This is a genomic window from Natrinema salaciae, assembly GCF_900110865.1.
In the GTDB taxonomy this organism is placed as follows: domain Archaea; phylum Halobacteriota; class Halobacteria; order Halobacteriales; family Natrialbaceae; genus Natrinema; species Natrinema salaciae.
The window spans coordinates 89,726-105,697 of record NZ_FOFD01000004.1 but is presented as its reverse complement, the minus strand read 5'-3'; the positions used below and the strand labels follow the sequence as shown (position 1 = coordinate 105,697).

Annotated in this window: 15 protein-coding genes and 1 tRNA gene; 11 read left to right on the top strand and 5 right to left on the bottom strand. The window is 67.1% G+C overall.

Going from position 1 to position 15,972, the window contains the following annotated elements:
- The first annotated feature begins 248 nt into the window (after positions 1 to 248).
- Positions 249 to 1,397: a citrate synthase gene (gene citZ, locus BMX07_RS14065; RefSeq protein ID WP_090618552.1), complete on the top strand. Its 1,149-nt coding sequence runs from the start codon at positions 249 to 251 to the stop codon at positions 1,395 to 1,397.
- Positions 1,398 to 1,604: 207 nt separating this feature from the next.
- Here the strand turns inward: citZ and BMX07_RS14060 are convergent, their stop codons facing one another.
- Positions 1,605 to 1,979, bottom strand: coding sequence for a DUF8060 family membrane protein (locus tag BMX07_RS14060; protein ID WP_090618551.1), 375 nt, complete (start codon positions 1,977 to 1,979; stop codon positions 1,605 to 1,607).
- On the bottom strand, positions 1,976 to 3,031 hold the full coding sequence (locus tag BMX07_RS14055; protein ID WP_090618550.1) for a DUF7490 domain-containing protein: 1,056 nt from the start codon (positions 3,029 to 3,031) through the stop codon (positions 1,976 to 1,978). Before BMX07_RS14055 ends, BMX07_RS14060 begins: the two co-directional genes overlap by 4 nt.
- 113 nt (positions 3,032 to 3,144) lie before the next feature.
- Here BMX07_RS14055 and BMX07_RS14050 point away from each other — a divergent pair, with 113 nt between their 5' ends.
- The 3 genes from BMX07_RS14050 to BMX07_RS14040 all read left to right on the top strand — a co-directional run bounded on the left by BMX07_RS14050 (position 3,145) and on the right by BMX07_RS14040 (position 6,635).
- Positions 3,145 to 3,567 (top strand): gamma-glutamylcyclotransferase family protein, encoded by a 423-nt coding sequence (locus tag BMX07_RS14050; protein ID WP_090618549.1) that lies wholly within the window; start codon positions 3,145 to 3,147, stop codon positions 3,565 to 3,567.
- A gap of 256 nt (positions 3,568 to 3,823) precedes the next feature.
- On the top strand, positions 3,824 to 5,035 hold the full coding sequence (ilvA, locus tag BMX07_RS14045; protein ID WP_090618548.1) for a threonine ammonia-lyase: 1,212 nt from the start codon (positions 3,824 to 3,826) through the stop codon (positions 5,033 to 5,035).
- A 205-nt stretch (positions 5,036 to 5,240) separates the two neighbouring features.
- Positions 5,241 to 6,635 carry an aryl-sulfate sulfotransferase gene (locus tag BMX07_RS14040; protein WP_090618547.1) on the top strand — a complete coding sequence of 465 codons (1,395 nt, stop codon included), beginning with the start codon at positions 5,241 to 5,243 and terminating at the stop codon, positions 6,633 to 6,635.
- A 70-nt stretch (positions 6,636 to 6,705) separates the two neighbouring features.
- Here BMX07_RS14040 and BMX07_RS14035 read toward each other — a convergent pair whose 3' ends face one another.
- Positions 6,706 to 7,044 (bottom strand): hypothetical protein, encoded by a 339-nt coding sequence (locus BMX07_RS14035; protein ID WP_090618546.1) that lies wholly within the window; start codon positions 7,042 to 7,044, stop codon positions 6,706 to 6,708.
- 229 nt (positions 7,045 to 7,273) lie between these two features.
- On the opposite strand from BMX07_RS14035, the gene BMX07_RS14030 reads away from it, so the two are divergent.
- The 4 genes from BMX07_RS14030 to BMX07_RS14015 all read left to right on the top strand — a co-directional run bounded on the left by BMX07_RS14030 (position 7,274) and on the right by BMX07_RS14015 (position 9,319).
- Positions 7,274 to 7,654 (top strand): Rid family detoxifying hydrolase, encoded by a 381-nt coding sequence (locus tag BMX07_RS14030; protein WP_090618545.1) that lies wholly within the window; start codon positions 7,274 to 7,276, stop codon positions 7,652 to 7,654.
- A gap of 16 nt (positions 7,655 to 7,670) precedes the next feature.
- Positions 7,671 to 7,934, top strand: coding sequence for a DUF7981 family protein (locus tag BMX07_RS14025; protein WP_090618544.1), 264 nt, complete (start codon positions 7,671 to 7,673; stop codon positions 7,932 to 7,934).
- Between the two features lie 27 nt (positions 7,935 to 7,961).
- Positions 7,962 to 8,042: transfer RNA gene (locus tag BMX07_RS14020), tRNA-Ser, on the top strand.
- Between the two features lie 554 nt (positions 8,043 to 8,596).
- On the top strand, positions 8,597 to 9,319 hold the full coding sequence (locus BMX07_RS14015; protein ID WP_090618543.1) for an SOS response-associated peptidase: 723 nt from the start codon (positions 8,597 to 8,599) through the stop codon (positions 9,317 to 9,319).
- Positions 9,320 to 9,367: 48 nt separating this feature from the next.
- Here the strand turns inward: BMX07_RS14015 and BMX07_RS14010 are convergent, their stop codons facing one another.
- A complete protein-coding gene (locus BMX07_RS14010; RefSeq protein ID WP_090618542.1) occupies positions 9,368 to 11,002 on the bottom strand; it encodes an ABC transporter permease in 1,635 nt (544 codons plus the stop codon).
- 270 nt (positions 11,003 to 11,272) lie between these two features.
- Between BMX07_RS14010 and BMX07_RS14005 the strand changes: the two genes are divergently transcribed.
- The 3 genes from BMX07_RS14005 to BMX07_RS13995 all read left to right on the top strand — a co-directional run bounded on the left by BMX07_RS14005 (position 11,273) and on the right by BMX07_RS13995 (position 14,812).
- Entirely contained in the window at positions 11,273 to 11,824 is a 552-nt protein-coding gene (locus tag BMX07_RS14005; protein WP_090618541.1) for a gluconate 2-dehydrogenase subunit 3 family protein, read from the top strand.
- Positions 11,821 to 13,458, top strand: coding sequence for a GMC family oxidoreductase (locus BMX07_RS14000; RefSeq protein WP_090618540.1), 1,638 nt, complete (start codon positions 11,821 to 11,823; stop codon positions 13,456 to 13,458). Before BMX07_RS14005 ends, BMX07_RS14000 begins: the two co-directional genes overlap by 4 nt.
- A gap of 604 nt (positions 13,459 to 14,062) precedes the next feature.
- Positions 14,063 to 14,812 (top strand): dolichyl-phosphate hexose transferase, encoded by a 750-nt coding sequence (locus BMX07_RS13995; protein ID WP_090618539.1) that lies wholly within the window; start codon positions 14,063 to 14,065, stop codon positions 14,810 to 14,812.
- Positions 14,813 to 14,919: 107 nt separating this feature from the next.
- Here BMX07_RS13995 and BMX07_RS13990 read toward each other — a convergent pair whose 3' ends face one another.
- Entirely contained in the window at positions 14,920 to 15,963 is a 1,044-nt protein-coding gene (locus tag BMX07_RS13990) for a pentapeptide repeat-containing protein (RefSeq protein ID WP_090618538.1), read from the bottom strand.
- Between the last annotated feature and the right edge of the window lie 9 nt (positions 15,964 to 15,972).

The window sequence follows — 15,972 nt, the reverse complement described above, 5'->3', positions numbered from 1 at the left end:
TCGACCGGTTTCGATGCGGACACCGCCGGCGGATTTCCGCGTCGCCCTCGCGGCGATCGCTTGCGGAACCTCAACGAAAGACGATTATAGTAACTGCTTCGGGCATCGACTGACTGTGTGTCCGTTTCAGGGTAGAAATATCACTCGTACGTGTTCGAGATAGCGGCAAAACAAACACATCCGACGTGTCGACCGCCGGCACCGGGCAAACGATAATACTTTTCCATTGGCGTCCGAAATCCCTGACTATGTCTGACGACCTCAAGAAAGGGCTCGAGGGTGTGTTGGTTGCCGAATCAGAGCTCAGCTCGATCGACGGCGATGCCGGTCGGCTGATCTATCGCGGCTACACGATCGAGGACCTGGCTCGCGGCGCGAGCTACGAGGAGGTGCTGTACCTGCTCTGGAACGGTCACCTCCCGACCGAAGACGAGCTCGAGCCGTTCACGGACGCGCTCATGGACGAGCGCGAGGTCGACGACGACGTGCTGGCGACGATGGAGACGCTCGCCGCCGCCGACGAACAGCCCATGGCGGCGCTGCGGACCGCCGTGTCGATGTTCTCGGCGTACGAGCCCGAAGACGACGCCGAACCCGACGACCTCGACGCGACGCTCCGGAAGGGGCGTCGGATCACGGCCAAGATCCCGACCGCGCTCGCGGCGTTCGAGCGCTACCGCCTCGGCGAGGAGCCGGTCGATCCCAACCCCGAACTGGGGCTGGCGGCGAACTTCCTCTACATGCTGACCGGCGAGGAGCCCGACGACATCGCCGCGGAGACGTTCGATCAGGCGCTCATCTTGCACGCCGACCACGGCCTGAACGCCTCGACGTTCACCTCGATGGTCATCGGCTCGACGATGGCCGACATCTACAGCGCCGTGACCGGCGGCATCAGCGCCCTCTCCGGGCCGCTCCACGGCGGCGCGAACCAGGACGTCATGGAGGTCCTCATCGAGATCGACGAGAGCGACCTCGATCACCGCGAGTGGGTCGAGCAGGCGACCGCGGAGGGCCGGCGCATCCCCGGCTTCGGCCACCGCGTCTACAACGTCAAGGACCCCCGCGCGAAGATCCTCCAGGAGCGCAGCAAGGAACTCGCCGAGAACGGCGAGGACAAGTGGTACAACTACACGACCACCATCGAGCAGTACCTCACCGACGAGAAGGGCCTCGGCGAGAAGGGGATCGCCCCGAACGTCGACTTCTACTCCGGCTCCGTCTACTACCAGCTCGGCATCCCCATCGACATGTACACCCCCATCTTCGCCATGAGCCGCACCGGCGGCTGGATCGCCCACGTCCTCGAGTACCAGACCGACAATCGACTCATCCGCCCGCGCGCCCGATACACCGGACCGCAGGACCAGGCGTTCGTTCCGATCGAAGACCGGTAAACCGGTAGCCGCGTCTCTTGCCCCTCTTTTGACGGTCGTCGCCGTTCCGTGCGGTCGCGACGCAGACGGCGTACAGCGACGCGGCTCCCGAACGGCGTTCGAGCGACGCTGCACGCCGATTGCGACCGCTAGCAGGCCAATCACTGTACCCGCCGGCAGCGACCGTCCAGTCGCGGATCTCCCGATAGCCGTTGGATCGGGCGGCCACTACCGGTCGGCGCTTCCGGCGTTCAGCTCTCGGACCAGCAGCGAGACGCCGATCAGGGACGTCAGCAGGACGGCGAGGTTGAACGCGGCGCGTATCAGCGGCTGGTATTTCGCGTCGACCCAGAGATCGATGGCGTTGGTGACGCTCCCGTAGAACTGGATCAGGGCGAAGACGGCGAGCAACGAACAGACGCCGAGCGCGCCCCAGGCGAGATAGCGTTGTATCCCGTCCGAGCCGGGACCGAATCCGACAGCGGCGTCGGACCCGGTCGTCGACGGAACCGCGTCCGGTTCCCCGCCGGATCGGTCGGTGGTCGCTTCGGTCTCGGCGTCGATCGACGTCTCGGCCTGCGTTTGCGTTGGTGTGTCAGTCATTGGAATCTCCGTGCGAGCGCTCCCGTTACGAGCAGTGCAGCGGCGGCGGCGACGACCCCGAATCCGGGGGTTCCGTCGGCACTCCCGTCGTCGTCGGTATCCCGGTCGTTGCCATCGGCGGCCCCGTCGCCCGCGTCGCTGGCGGCGCCGCTGCTGAAGTCGCTCACTTCGAGCCCGCTATCGCTGCTCGTCTCGTCGACGGACAGCGAGCCCGGGCCCAGATTGGCGACCGCGCGGTTCGTGCCGACGATGGTTCCGTCCCGCCAGAGGACGGCGTCGAGGTAGTAGTCGTACTCCTGGGGAACCTCGAGGTCGACGGTCGGTGACGCGGTCTTGCCGGGTTCGATCGCCGACAGACCGACGGTCGCCGAGTCGGCGACGACGTTCGAGTCGGCCTGCCGAGCGCTCACCTCGAGCTCGAAGTCGGATTCGGTGTCGTCACCGGTGTTGGTAAGGTAGCTGTCGACCTCCAGGGTCGCCGTCTCGTCGGTCGTCGACGCGATGGCGTAGCTGATCGCGGGGACGTCGGCGAGACTGCCGCCGGAATCGCCGCCGAAGCGGTGGAACTCGACGTTCGTGTCGGCGTAGGCGGGCGTCAGCGCGTCGACGCCCTCGACCGTGTGGCTGGCCGATTCGGTCCGCGTTCCATCCCGGTAGACGAACGTCTCGATCTCGTAGCTGCTCTCCCGGGGGACCGTCACCGTCTCCGAGACGACGACTTCGGATTCGTCGTCCAGCGTCTCGACGTCCCGCTCGGTCGTGTCCTCGACGAGCCCGGTCCGCGTATCGGTCGCCCGATGAACGACGGTGACGTTCGCGACCGGCGCACCGCGGTGCTCGAGGTGCGTGTCGACGACGAGGGTGGCGGTGCCGCCGGTAATCTCGTCGGCGCTGATCGTGAGCTCCGTCAGCGAAGCGTGGCCGGTCCGCTCGACGTCGGCGGCCGTCTCGGACTCGCCGGGATCGGACACGGCACCGGCGAGAGCAAGGGTCGTGAACGCGCCGATCACGACCGCGAGCGTCGCGACGGCCAGGATGGACTCGCGGTTCATGTCGGAGACCTTCAAGCAGACCGATAAGTGCTTTGTGTAGTCTTTGGGGAACGAATCCGCGCGACGCGAACCGAAGCGGTACGAGCAAACGCCCGAAGCCCGAACGGTCCGACGTGCGCGTCTTCGGTTACGGAACGTTGACCGACCCGGAGCGAGTCGCGACCGTCCTCGAGATGGACACCTCGAGCGCAGCGGACGCGTTCGTGGCCCGCGCGACGCTCGAGGGGTTGCACCGCGTCGATGGCAGCTATCCGACGCTCGCGCCCGGCGGCAGCGTCGAGGGAACGCTACTCGCGGTCGACGACGCGGGACTCGAACGTCTCGACCGGTACGAGGGGGTCGACGACGGACTGTACGTTCGCGTCGCGGTCCCGGTCGCGACCCCCGCGAGCAGCGCCGCCGCCCGATGCTGGGTGTACGTCGGGGACCCGAACCGACTCGACGCCGACGCGACCTGGCCCGGGAACGGCTCGTTTCGTGACCGCGTTCGAACGTTCATTTTATCCGGCGATATCGTGGTAGAGACCCACGAATGACGCCCGTCTGTCCAGCGTCTGACGCTGTCATTTCCCCGATGCAGTCACATGGTTTCACTTTCGCCGCGGGTGCATGAGATTTATATGGCCTGGGTTCCCTTCTCTATTCGCACGTCACACGCCGTGCATTCCCTGTATTCCCTGTCGTGCTGTCCAGGCTTGACAGCACACCACTGTAGGGGCGACGGCGGGGGTCCGAAGCGGCCCTCCCGACCCCGACAGTAATCCTTACACCGCACGCCGAGTAGACGAGCGTATGCTGGAACTCGACGATATTCTCGAGGCGCGCGAGCGAGTCCGTGAGACCTCTCGACACACGCCGCTCGAGCACTCGCACACGTACTCCGCGATGACCGGCGCCGACATCCGCCTGAAACTGGAGAACTTCCAGCGGACGGGCGCGTTCAAGATCCGCGGGGCGACCAACCGAATCGCGACGCTCTCGGCGGCCCAGAAGGACGCGGGCGTCGTCACCGCGAGTGCGGGCAACCACGCGCAGGGGGTCGCGCTCGCAGCCACGCGGTCGGGCGTCGACTCGAAGATCGTCATGCCCGAGCACGCGCCGATCTCGAAGGTCAAGGCGACCAAGAGCTACGGCGCGGAGGTCGTCCTCTCGGGACGGGACTACAACGAGGCCGCCGAGCGTGCCCACGAGATCGAGCGCGAGGAGGACCGCACCTACGTCCACGCCTTCGACGACGAGTACATCATGGCCGGGCAGGGGACCATCGGCCTCGAGATCCTCGAGGACTGCCCCGACGTCGACACGGTAGTCGTCCCCATCGGCGGCGGGGGACTCATCAGCGGCATCGCGACCGCCATCAAGGAACAGAAGCCCGACACGCGCGTGATCGGCGTCCAAGCCGAGGGGGCCTCGAGCGCCGCGGCGTCCCTCGAAAAGGGTGAGCGCGTCTCCCTCGACGGCGTCGACACCATCGCGGACGGCATCGCGACCCGCAGCGTCGGCGAGCGGACCTTCCCGTACATTCAGGAGTACGTCGACGAGGTCGTCACCGTCTCGGACCCGGAGATCGCCGTCGCGCTGGTCTACCTGCTCGAGCGCTCGAAGACGCTCGTCGAAGGCGCGGGCGCGGTCCCGCTCGCGGCGGTGCTCTTCGAGCGATTCGACTACGACGCGGACGAGGTGATCGTCCCCGCGCTCTGCGGCGGCAACATCGATCTCAACACGCTGACCAACGTCATCGTCCGCGGCCTCGTCGAGACCGGCCGCTACCTGAAGATCAGGACCGTCCTGAAAGACCGACCCGGCGCGCTCGAGGACCTCCTGGACATCTTCACCGCCCACCGGGCGAACATCTACGCCATCCACCACGACCGGACCTCCCGCGAGGTCGAGATGAGCGACACCGAAGTCGAGATCGAACTCGAGATGCGCGGCCCCGACCACGTCGACGCTTTCCTCTCGGACCTCCGCGACGCGGGCTACGAGGTCGACGTGCTCGCCTGACCGATGGGTCCCGTTCGCGTCTCCGTCGCGGGGCCGTCCGGTGGACCTCACGACCCGACCGCCGATCGACGGCGCTCCCGGTGCCCTGAGCAGACAGGGTGTTGATTTACCGCGCTGGTCGCCGACATCGTGGAGTGTTGACTACCGAGTACAGCCCCGGAACGGAAACGGAACCGAGTGTCAGCGCTCGACGGGAGGCATCTCGATGACCGGCCGCTCACGTCCATCGCTCGCTCGCGTCCGATCGGCAGTCACGCGCGCCCGACTCCGGATCGGATTCGCGATCCTCGTTCTCGTCTCGGCCGCGCTGGTCGCCGACGCGGCAGTGGGTGGGCTCTCGACGGCCTCGAGAGAGACGGTTCCGGAGGCCCCGGCGACGGAGAACCATACGGTCGTGACCGAGTCGGGACGGGCAGGGACGATCACCGCCTACGCGCCCGACGGCGACGTACTGTACTACAACAACTCGCGGACGAAGTACTTCGACGTCGACCCCGTCGAGGGCGACCCGCTGACCGTCGAGTACACCGCGACCGACACGATCCACACCGAAGGGCCGACCTGTTCCGACCCGCCATGCGCGCGGAACGTCATCGAGCGCGCCGACCTCGAGACCGGCGAGGTCGAGGTTCTCTACGAACGGTACGACTACAAGGAGACCGCCGGCGAGTGGCACGACGCGGATCGCATCAACGAGACTCACGTCGTCGTCGCCGACATCGTCGCGAACCAGGTGTTCATCGTCGACACCGAGACCGAGGTCGTCGACTGGCTCTGGGACGCCCAGAGCGAATTTTCGCTCGAGAGCGGTCACGCCTACCCCAACGACTGGGCCCACATCAACGACGTCGAGTACATCGAGGGGGGCGGGCTGGGGGGTCGCGTGGTGGTCAGCCTCCGGAACCAGGATCAGGTCGTCTTCCTCGACCGAGCGGAGGGCCTGCTCGAGGCGTGGACGCTCGGTAGCGAGAACGACTACGACGTCCAGTACGAACAGCACAACCCCGATTACATTCCCGAAAGTCAGGGCGGTCCGGCCGTCGTCGTCGCCGACTCCGAGAACGGCCGCGTCCAGGAGTTCCAGCGCGAGGACGGCGAGTGGAACCGCTCCTGGGAGTGGGAGGACGATCGAATCCAGTGGCCGCGGGACGTCGATCGACTCCCCAACGGTAACACGCTGATCACCGACACCCACGGCAATCGCGTCATTGAGGTCAACGCCTCCGGCGACATCGTCTGGGAAGTCGGCTCGACGCTCCCCTACGAGGCCGAACGCCTCGAGACCGGTGCCGAAAGCGACGGCGGACAAAGCGCCGCCGCACTCGGCCTCGAGTCGCGGACGGCGGCCGAGAGCGGCGGTGGCGGTGGCGGTGACGTTCGACCGGTGGAATTTCTCGGCGATCTCATCGAAAACATCCTCCCCCACCGGATCTACAACGCGCTGATCTTCGTCGCGCCGGTCTGGGTCGGCAAACCCGAGGCTGCCGCCATCGCCGGCGGACTCCTGGCGGGGGTGACCTGGGCCGCGCTCGAGATCACGTGGTGGCTTCGGAAAGCGGGTCTCGCGGTTCGATCGCCGATCGCTCGCGACAGTGACTGAGACCGATCGACGTCGCGGGTCCGAGCGCCGGCCGGTTTCGGTCGTCGCAGCGACGCGGCGTGTCCCCCGGTCAGACGTCCTTTCGACCGTCCGGCAGCGATCGCGGCCGAGTCGAGAGCGACAGTCGTGCCCACGCGGCCGCGGTACTCATCGCGGTGAGCGAGGTGAGGACCAGGAACGAACAGAAGTACCACGGTTTGGATTGCACCACGGTGAGCCCTCTCGCGGAAGCGGGGACGATACCGAGCGCCAGCAGGTAGAACGCGGCGAGGAGGACGAGCGACGACTGGCGGTATCCGTGCCAGTAGAGGAGGCCGACGACCACCCCCGCAAGCACGCCGAGTTGGCCGGAATGAAGCTCAGGGATCGTACTGAAAACCGACGAAAGGACGTTCTCAACGGTCGCCATGCATACCGTGCTCTGTTCGGGAACCGTTCTATGCGTTGACCTGCAATTCGACAGCCACTAAGGGGTCGTCGTCCCGAGAGGTGCCGAGACGAGAGTCGAGCAGTGGCCGCGAGCACGGTCGACGCCCCGTCCGTACCGACTCGCTCTTTCCGTGTCGTCTCCCCTCTCCCGGCGGGAACGGGGTGTGATTTCGCCTGCCTTTAAGCGGTCCCGGTTCGATGCATCGGGTGTGAAACGAATCATCCAAACCGACGACGCGCCCGCCGCGGTCGGTGCCTACAGTCAGGCCGCCGGGAACGACTCGCTGCTGTTCACCGCCGGGCAGATCCCCATGACGGCCGACGGCGAGTTGCTCGACGACGAACCGATCGCGACCCAGACCGAGCAGGCGCTGTACAACCTCGACGCCGTCCTCGACGAGGCCGACGCGTCGTCCGCGGACATCCTCAAGGTGACCGTCTTCCTCGAGGACATCGGCGACTTCGACGCGATGAACGAGGCCTACGCCGACTACTTCGACGACGAACCGCCGGCCCGCAGCGCCGTCGAGGTTGCCGCCCTCCCCAAGGGCGTCGGCGTCGAGATCGAAGCCGTCGCGAGCCTCGAGTGAGCCGGGTGCCGTCAGCGTGAGCGGCTATCCCGCCGGACGGATGGGGATCGATCCCCGCGCGAAGTCCGCGTTCCTCTGGGGTGTCGTCGGGACCCTGTCGTTTCTGGTCCTCGTCCAGAGCTACGCCCTGTTCGCGACACCGCTCGTGACGATCACGCAGGCGCTCGCGCTCGGGATTGCGGTCGGCCTCGGCGCGGGGTCGGGAGCGTACCTGCTCGAGCCGCGATTCGCCGCGTGGGCGGCCGATCGCTCGAGGGGAAACGAATCTCGTAAGGGTTAAACGACGGACGCGGTTAGGATGACCTGAGCCAGGATGGCCGAACGGTAAGGCGCACGCCTGGAAAGCGTGTTCCCTTTGGGATTCAGGGTTCAAATCCCTGTCCTGGCGTTTTCGTGATTTTAGTTGCTACGAGCGGCGCGTCGCGGCGCGAGTAACCCACACTCACGAACCGACACGGATCGGACTCGAACACGAGAGTCGCATGCGGCCGAACGGAGTGAGGCCGACCGTCTCGCAGCTGTTCACATCCCTGTCCTGGCGTTTTCTGTCGCGACCGATCCGCTCGACGGCACCCGTCACGGGGAGATTTCGCTCGGCGTCGACACCGAGGATGAGGAAGGGGAGGGGTACACGGGGAAACGGAGCTGGACTAGCGCTCGAGTTCGAGCGGCGAATCGGTCGCGATCCAGCAGCCGGGGTCATCCGGATCTCTGAGTTCCAGACGGCCGTTCTGACACACCACCATTTCGTACCGGTCGTCCATGATGACCCGCTATCGACTCCGCCGGGAACGACTATCGTAACGGGGCCCGTACCGGTCGATCGGTGCCGCGTAAGGACCGCATACTGACTGTAGATCGGTGTCCGCTCGGCGGCGGCTCGAGGCGTCGTCTGCGATCGCGACCGGACAACCCTTTGGTCCGGCGGCCCGACGGTCGAGTATGTGCGGTCGCTACACGCTCGTCGTCGAGCAGGACGATCTCGAGTCGCGGTTCGACGCCCGCTTCCGGGACGAGTCCGGTGCCGAATCGGACGGCGCGTTCACGCCGCGATACAACATGGCCCCCGGACAGGAGCTGCCGGTGATCACGAACGAGGACCCGGAGACGTTCCGACGCCTCGAGTGGGGGCTGGTGCCGTCGTGGGCCGACGACGACAGCGGCGGGCTGATCAACGCGAGAGCGGAGTCCGTCGACGAGAAGCCGAGCTTTCGCGAGGCGTACGAGCGACGGAGATGTCTCGTTCCGGCGGACGGCTTCTACGAGTGGGTCGAGACCGAGGATGGAAAACGACCCTATCGAGTCACCTTCGAGGACGATCGAGTGTTCGCGATGGCCGGGCTCTGGGAACGATGGGAACCGGAGACGACCCAGACGGGACTCGCCGCGTTCGGTGGCGGCGTCGACGACGAGGCCGAGAGCGGCCCGCTCGAGACGTTTACCGTCGTCACGACCGAGCCGAACGCGCTCGTTTCGGACCTGCACCACAGAATGGCCGTGATCCTCGAGCCCGACGCCGAGCGGCGGTGGCTCTCTGGCGACGCCGGTCGCGAGGTGCTCGAGCCGGCTCCAGCCGACGGGATGCGGGCCGACCCGGTCTCGACGGCGGTGAACGATCCGTCGACGGACGAGCCGTCGCTGATCGACCCGCTCGAGGAGGTCTGAGACGGCGTCTCGGACTCCGATGCGAGACGGCGCGGTACAGCGGACGGTTCAGAGCCCTTCGCGCCCGCCTTGTGAGAGGAGGACGAGCAGCGAGAGCCCGGAGACGGCCAGCAACAGCAGCGCGGGGATGACGGCGTACTGGAAGAACGCTTCGCCCTGTGCCTTCCAGATGATCGTGACGAGGGTTTCGAAGCCGGTCGGTCGGAGGAGCAGGGTCGCCGGAAGCTCCTTCATCGTCGTCAGGAAGACGAGCGCCGCGCCGGCGGTCACGCCCGGCGCGATCAGCGGCAGCGTCACCTTTCGAAACGTCCGAAACGGCGTCTCGCCCAGCGTGTGTGCGGCCTCGACCAGTTTCGCGTCGACCTGGAGCGTCGTGGTTCGGATCGAGCCGACAGCCTGCGGCATGAATCGGACGACGTAGGCGAACACGAGCAGCGGAATCGTCTGGTAGAGGGCGGGCAGGGCGGTGAAGTCGTACGCCTGACGGACGCTCTCGTAAGTCGTCGCGGCGGAGACGAGCGCCAGCCCGAGGACGATCCCCGGCACGGCGAAGCCGACGTAGGTCGATCGCTCGAAGATCGTCGACAGCGGCGAGTCGTGTCTGGCCGCGGCGTACGCGACCGGCAGAGCGAGGAGGACGGCCACGAACGCGGCCGCCCCGGCCACCATCACGGAGTTGACGGCGTACTCGAGTTCGAACGCCAGCTCCGGTCGCGCGTCGGGATCGGCGGTCACGAGCCAGAGGCCGAGGATCCACAGCGGGACCAGTAGCGCGACGCCCGTGACCCCTGCGGGCAGGAGCGTCGCCGGCCAGCGCCACCGGCCGAGTTCGACGACGGGGCCGCTCGAGCCCTCGGAGCCGTCGCCCTGGACCGTCCGATCGGGGCGGGCCCACCACTCGAGGACCAGGACGACGAGGACGATCACGAGCAGTTGCAGCGAGAGGAACGCCGCGTAGTCCCGGCCGAAAGAGCGGTACTCGAGGAAGATCTGCTGCGTGAACACCGGGAGCTGCATGATCGCCGGCGTCCCGAAGTCGGAGACGGCGTACAGCGCCGCGAGGAGGCTGCCGGCGACGACGGCGGGGCGGATCTGCGGGAGCGTCACGCGGTGAAACGCGGTCCACGTATCGTGGTTCAGCGTTCGGGCGGCGTCGAGGAGCGTCGTGTCGAACGACAGCAGGGCGGCTCGTACCGTCAGGTAGACGTAGGGATAGGTGTAGAGCGTGATGACGACCGTCGCACCGGGGAGACCGTATATCTCGGGCAACTCCTCGACGCCGAGGGGCTCGAGAATCGACTGAAACTCGCCCTGCGGGCCGAATGCCGAGACGAAGGCGAACGCGCCGATATAGCTCGGGACGACGAGTGGGAGGGCGACGGCGACGGACCAGAACCGGCGGAAGGGGAGATCGGTCTGGACGGTGAGCCACGCCAGCGGGACGCCGATCAGCGCCGACAGCGCCGTGACGCCGGTCATGAGCAGGAGGCTGTTCGTCACGATGGTCGCGGTCTGTGGACGGACGAGCATCGCCCAGAGCCGGTCCGCGTCGACGGTCGTCGCCTCGACCACGAGGTACGTGAGCGGGAACAGCACGCTCACGGCGATGGCGCCGGACAGGAGCAACAGTCCGAGCGGCGGTCCGTCGGTCGTCTCGCGTCGTCGTGAGCGGAGCGATCTCATAGATGGGTGTCGGGGTCGTACAGGGTACTTCGGACGACTGGTGACGTGTGTTGTGACACTCGGCCGGACACGGCGGTATATGTGGCGATTCCGATCCGACCGGTCCGCCGCTCTCGCGGTCGACGGCCGAACCCGTTCGCCGGCACCGGCCGGCGACCGAGCGCGGTCCTCGGTTCCGGCCGCCAGCGGACCCCGCGTCGGTCGCGCCGATCGATACCGGAGCGTCCCGTTCCAACGAGTATAAGGTTTAGGTTTACCTAATCCGCTCCCATGGAGCTGACCAGACGAGATGCGGTCGCCGCGCTGGCCGCACTCGGCGTCGGTGGCGGGACGCTGTCGGGCTGTGCGGCCCCGACCGGATCGGCCCCCGGCGGGAGCGACGGCGATCCGGCGGCCGACGTCGACACCGAGCGAATTCGCGAGACGCTGGTCGCAGCCGCCGCGGTCGTCTATCCCAGCGAGGTCACCGGCACGGCGACGTTCGTCGAGACGTTCCTCGAGGGCCGACTCGAGGACCCGACTCACGCGGCGAACGTGGACGCCGCGGTCGCGGAACTGAACGAGCGCGCCGACGACTGGTTCGGCGACGCGTTTCCGGCCCTCTCCCCCGCCGACCGGGACCGGTGCTTGCGGGAGCTCGGCGTGGATTCCGCGGCGGAGGACCCCGACGGGCGGACTCGCGAACGGCTGCGCTACTACGTCGTCAACGAACTGCTGGTGGCGCTGTACACCTCGCCGACCGGCGGCGAACTGGTCGGCATCGAGAACCCGATCGGCCACCCGGGCGGGCTCGAGAGCTACCAGCGGGGGCCGGACGCGTGAGCGGCAGCCGTCCGCCCGCCGAATCGGCGCGGCCCGTTACCGACGCGGACGCCGACCGCACGCCGGTGGCGGACGCCGACGTCTGCGTCATCGGCGCGGGTCCCGCCGGCGGGATCGTCGCGGACCGACTCGCCGAGGCCGGCCGCGAGGTCGTGATCCTGGAGGCCGGCCCGCGGTTCGATCCGGCCGACCGGCTCGCCAGACAGGAACGGGCGATCAGGCCGTCGTACGGTCGGCCGGCCGTCTGGGACGGCGATCCCGAGCGGGACGCGTACTCGGCGTCGGGCGACCGCCACTACCCGCTGAACCGCGCCCGGGTCAAGGGCGTCGGCGGGTCGACGCTCCACTGGCAGGGGATGGTGATGCGACTGCACGAGGCCGATTTCAACGCCCGGAGCGTCCGCGGGGTCGGCGCGGACTGGCCGATCGACTACGCGGACCTCCGGCCGTACTACGCGCAGGCGGAGCGCGAACTGGGGGTCGCCGGTGCCGCCGACAACCCCTTCGCGCCGCCCCGCGAGGAGCCGCATCCGATGCCGGCGTTTCCGCCCTCCTACAGCGACAGTCTGTTCGCCGAGGCCTGCGACGAACTCGAGATCGCGATGCACTCCGTGCCGAACGCGCGCAACTCCGAGTCCTACGACGATCGCAGCGCCTGCGTCGGCTACGGCACCTGCCGTCCGGTCTGTCCCTCCGGCGCGAAGTACGACGCGACGGTCCACGTCGAGCGCGCCGAACGGGCGGGCGCGACCGTGATCGACCGCGCGCCCGTCCAGCGCCTCGAGCACGACGCCGACTCGATCTCGGCGGCCGTCTACGCGACTCCCGACGGCGAGCGCCACCGACAGGAAGCCGACGCCTTCGTGATCGCCTGCGGCGGCGTCGAGACGCCCCGCCTGCTGTTGCTCTCCGAGTCGAGTCACTACCCCGACGGACTGGCTAACTCGAGCGGCCGCGTCGGCCGGTACTTCATGGAGCACTGTTTCGCGGGGACCTTCGGCGTCCTCGACGAGCCGACCCGGCAGAACCACGTCGGCTTCCCGACCAGCGAGTCCCACCAGTTCTACGACGACGCCGACGCGGCGTTCGCCCCCTTCAAACTCGAGTTCTTCAACTACGCCGGCCCTTCGCCGGTCGGCATGGCGCTGACAGGCGACGACTGGGGCGACGACCTGCTCGAGCGCATCCGGGCCGACTACGGCACCCACGTCGCCGTCGGCGCGCTGGTCGAACAGCTCCCGCGCGAGGACAGCTACGTCGGCCTCGACCCCGACCGGACCGACGACCGCGGCAACCCCGTCCCCGACGTCCACTGGACCGTCGGCGACCGGGCGCTGCGGACGATCGAGCGAGCGAACGAGATCCAGGAGGATATCTTCGACGAACTCGGTGCGACGATCACCTCGCAGGACGGCCCCGACGATGTCGTCCCGACCAACCACCACATGGGAACGACCCGGATGGGGACCGATCCGACCGAGAGCGTCGTCGATCCGACGCTGCGGACCCACGACCTCGAGAACTGCTGGATCGCCTCGAGCAGCGTCTTCCCGACCGCCGGGGCGATGAACCCGACGCTGACGATCGCCGCGCTCGCGCTGAAGGCCGCGGATCATATAGCAGACGCCCGCTAGGGCTATTTGACTATCATACGAGAAATAATTCAAGCCGTGCTGTAAAATACGCAATCGGTACTGAAGGAAAGGTTAATACCGATTGGGAATGAACGATCAAATATGTACTCTTACCCGGTCGAAGAAAATCCCGTAACGCGATTTATACTCGGACTGGCAGTTATTATTGGAATGTCTCATGGTGCCCAGGCAGCCATGATAGTATTTACCTCGATCGGAGTCCCGTATGCAAATTGGATGGGTGCGATAGTTGGTTCGCTTGCGGTTTTCGTCACGTTTGCTGCCATATATACGTACTACTATCCGTCCCATTCCGCTGATTGAGGCACAGACGAACCAGTTGGTAGTCGTTGCATACCTCCCCTGACGACCCATGTCGACGTATCACGCTTCTCTCCGCGGGTTCCACGACTTCTATTCTCGATGCCGTGTCTGAGAGCTCGAGAATACGAACTCGGACCGCTGCTCGTCGGCACAGTCATCGTGACGCTCGTTCCCGTCCGGCTCGTCCCCGGAATCCACAGCCGCACCGCCAGTCGGGGTACCCGGCGCTTGTTTTAGGCAAACCTAAACGCATAAATACGGGGAGCAGAGAGTACCGCCAATGAGCAGTGGGGAGGAGTCAAAACGAACGGACGGAAGCAGCGGGGACGAATACACCTTCGACGACGTGAGCGTCGTCATGGGCACCTACAACGAGGAGGAAGCGATCGGAAAGGTGCTCTCGGACGTCGACGACGTCACCGACGGGAAGGCCGACGTCGTCTGCGTCGACGGCTCCGCGGACCGCACGCCCGAGATCGCCCGCGAGCACGGCGCGACGGTCATCGAACAGCGACCACAGGGGTACGGCGTCGCCGTGCGCGCAGCGATCCTCGAGCCCGATCGACCGATCGTCGTCACGACCGACTGCGACGACACGTATCCGATGGAGCAACTTCCGGAGTTCCTCGAGCTGATCAACGACGGCCACGACGTCGTCAGCGGCGATCGGCTCTACCACGGGGCCGACGCGATGCCCGGGTTCAATCGCTTCGGCAATCAGGTCTTCGCGGCGCTCGCGAGCGTCCTGATGGGAACGCGCGTCCACGACACGACGACCGGGATGCGCGCCTACCGACGCGACGTGGTCGAATCGATCGAGTGGACCGAGAACACCGGCCTCTCGGCCGAACTCCTGATCCGCCCGCTGATGCGCGGCTACGACGTTCGCGAACACCCGATCGAGTACCGCGAGCGCGCCGGCCAGACGAAGCTCGATCCGCTCAAAGGCGGCGCGGAAATCGCGCGGTCGATCGTCAAAGTCTCGCTCGAGGAGCGACTCCGGGAGCTGCCGCACCGACCGACGCAGTAACGACCCCGACCGGGACCCGCTCGACGGGTCGCCACGTTCGACTGCTCTCTGCCGACGTGCCTCGCGGATCGGTTCGTGAGCCACCCCGCGGGCGACGCCCGCGAGCGTCAGTAGTGGACGCTTCTCGTCAACACGAACACCAGCAGTGCCATCAGGAGCGATCCGAGCAGGGTCTCGACGCCGGCGATAGCGCGAGCCCACTCGCCGACCGGCTGGATGTCCCCGTATCCCAGCGTCGCGAAGGTGATGACGCTGAAGTAGAGGCTCTTGAAGAACGCCCGGACGAGGACGCGGCTGGACGCATCGGTGGGATCGTCGATCTGGTACGTGACCGCGCTGTCGGCCCCGACCTCCTGGATGCCGCCGGTCAGCGGATAGAGCCCCGCGCAGACGAGGATCAGGAGCAGCGACGTCGTCACGACCCGCCACGGGCTCGTTCCGTACAGCATGACCCAGCGCGAGCCGGCGAGTTTGATCGCCTGCAGGTAGCGTCCGACCCGCCAGGCCTGCCGTCGGCGGAAGTCCATCTCGCGCAGGTAGTAGGTGTGAACCCGCTCCGGGAACGCGTTCTCGTCGTAGAGCCGCTGCAGTTCGCGGTAGAGCCACTGTGCGGAGTCGACTCGATCCCACAGGTCCTCGTCCGCCGACGCCCGCTCGAGCTCCGCCTCGTACACCGACCGCTCGCCGAACGCCGTCTCGAGATTGATCCGAACGTCGGTCAGGCCGGCGCGGTAGAGCCTCGCGTTTCGGAAGTCCGCCCCGCGGAGGTCGGCGAAGACGAACACCGCGTCGTGGAGGTTCGCGGCCCGGAACGACGTCCCGTGGGCGTCGACGTCCCGAAACGTCGCCCGGCGGAGGTCGGCCGCCGAGAGGTCGGCTCCGTCGAGGACCGCCTCCGTGAAATCCGCGTCGACGAACGACCGCCCCGTGAGAAACGACGCACCGCTCAACGTCGCTCCCCGGAAGTTCGCCCCGTCGAGCCGTTCGCCCGGCTCCGGCGGGTCCCGTTCGTACGCCGCCATCGGAACGGTGGTCTCGGTGTGCCAGATGCACCGGTCGGTGTCCTCCCACGTGGATCGCCAGCAACAGATCGCCCCGGCGTCGTCCACGCCGCTACTGCTCGTGACGTACCTGCAACGCGTTTCGGCCATACGCGTTCT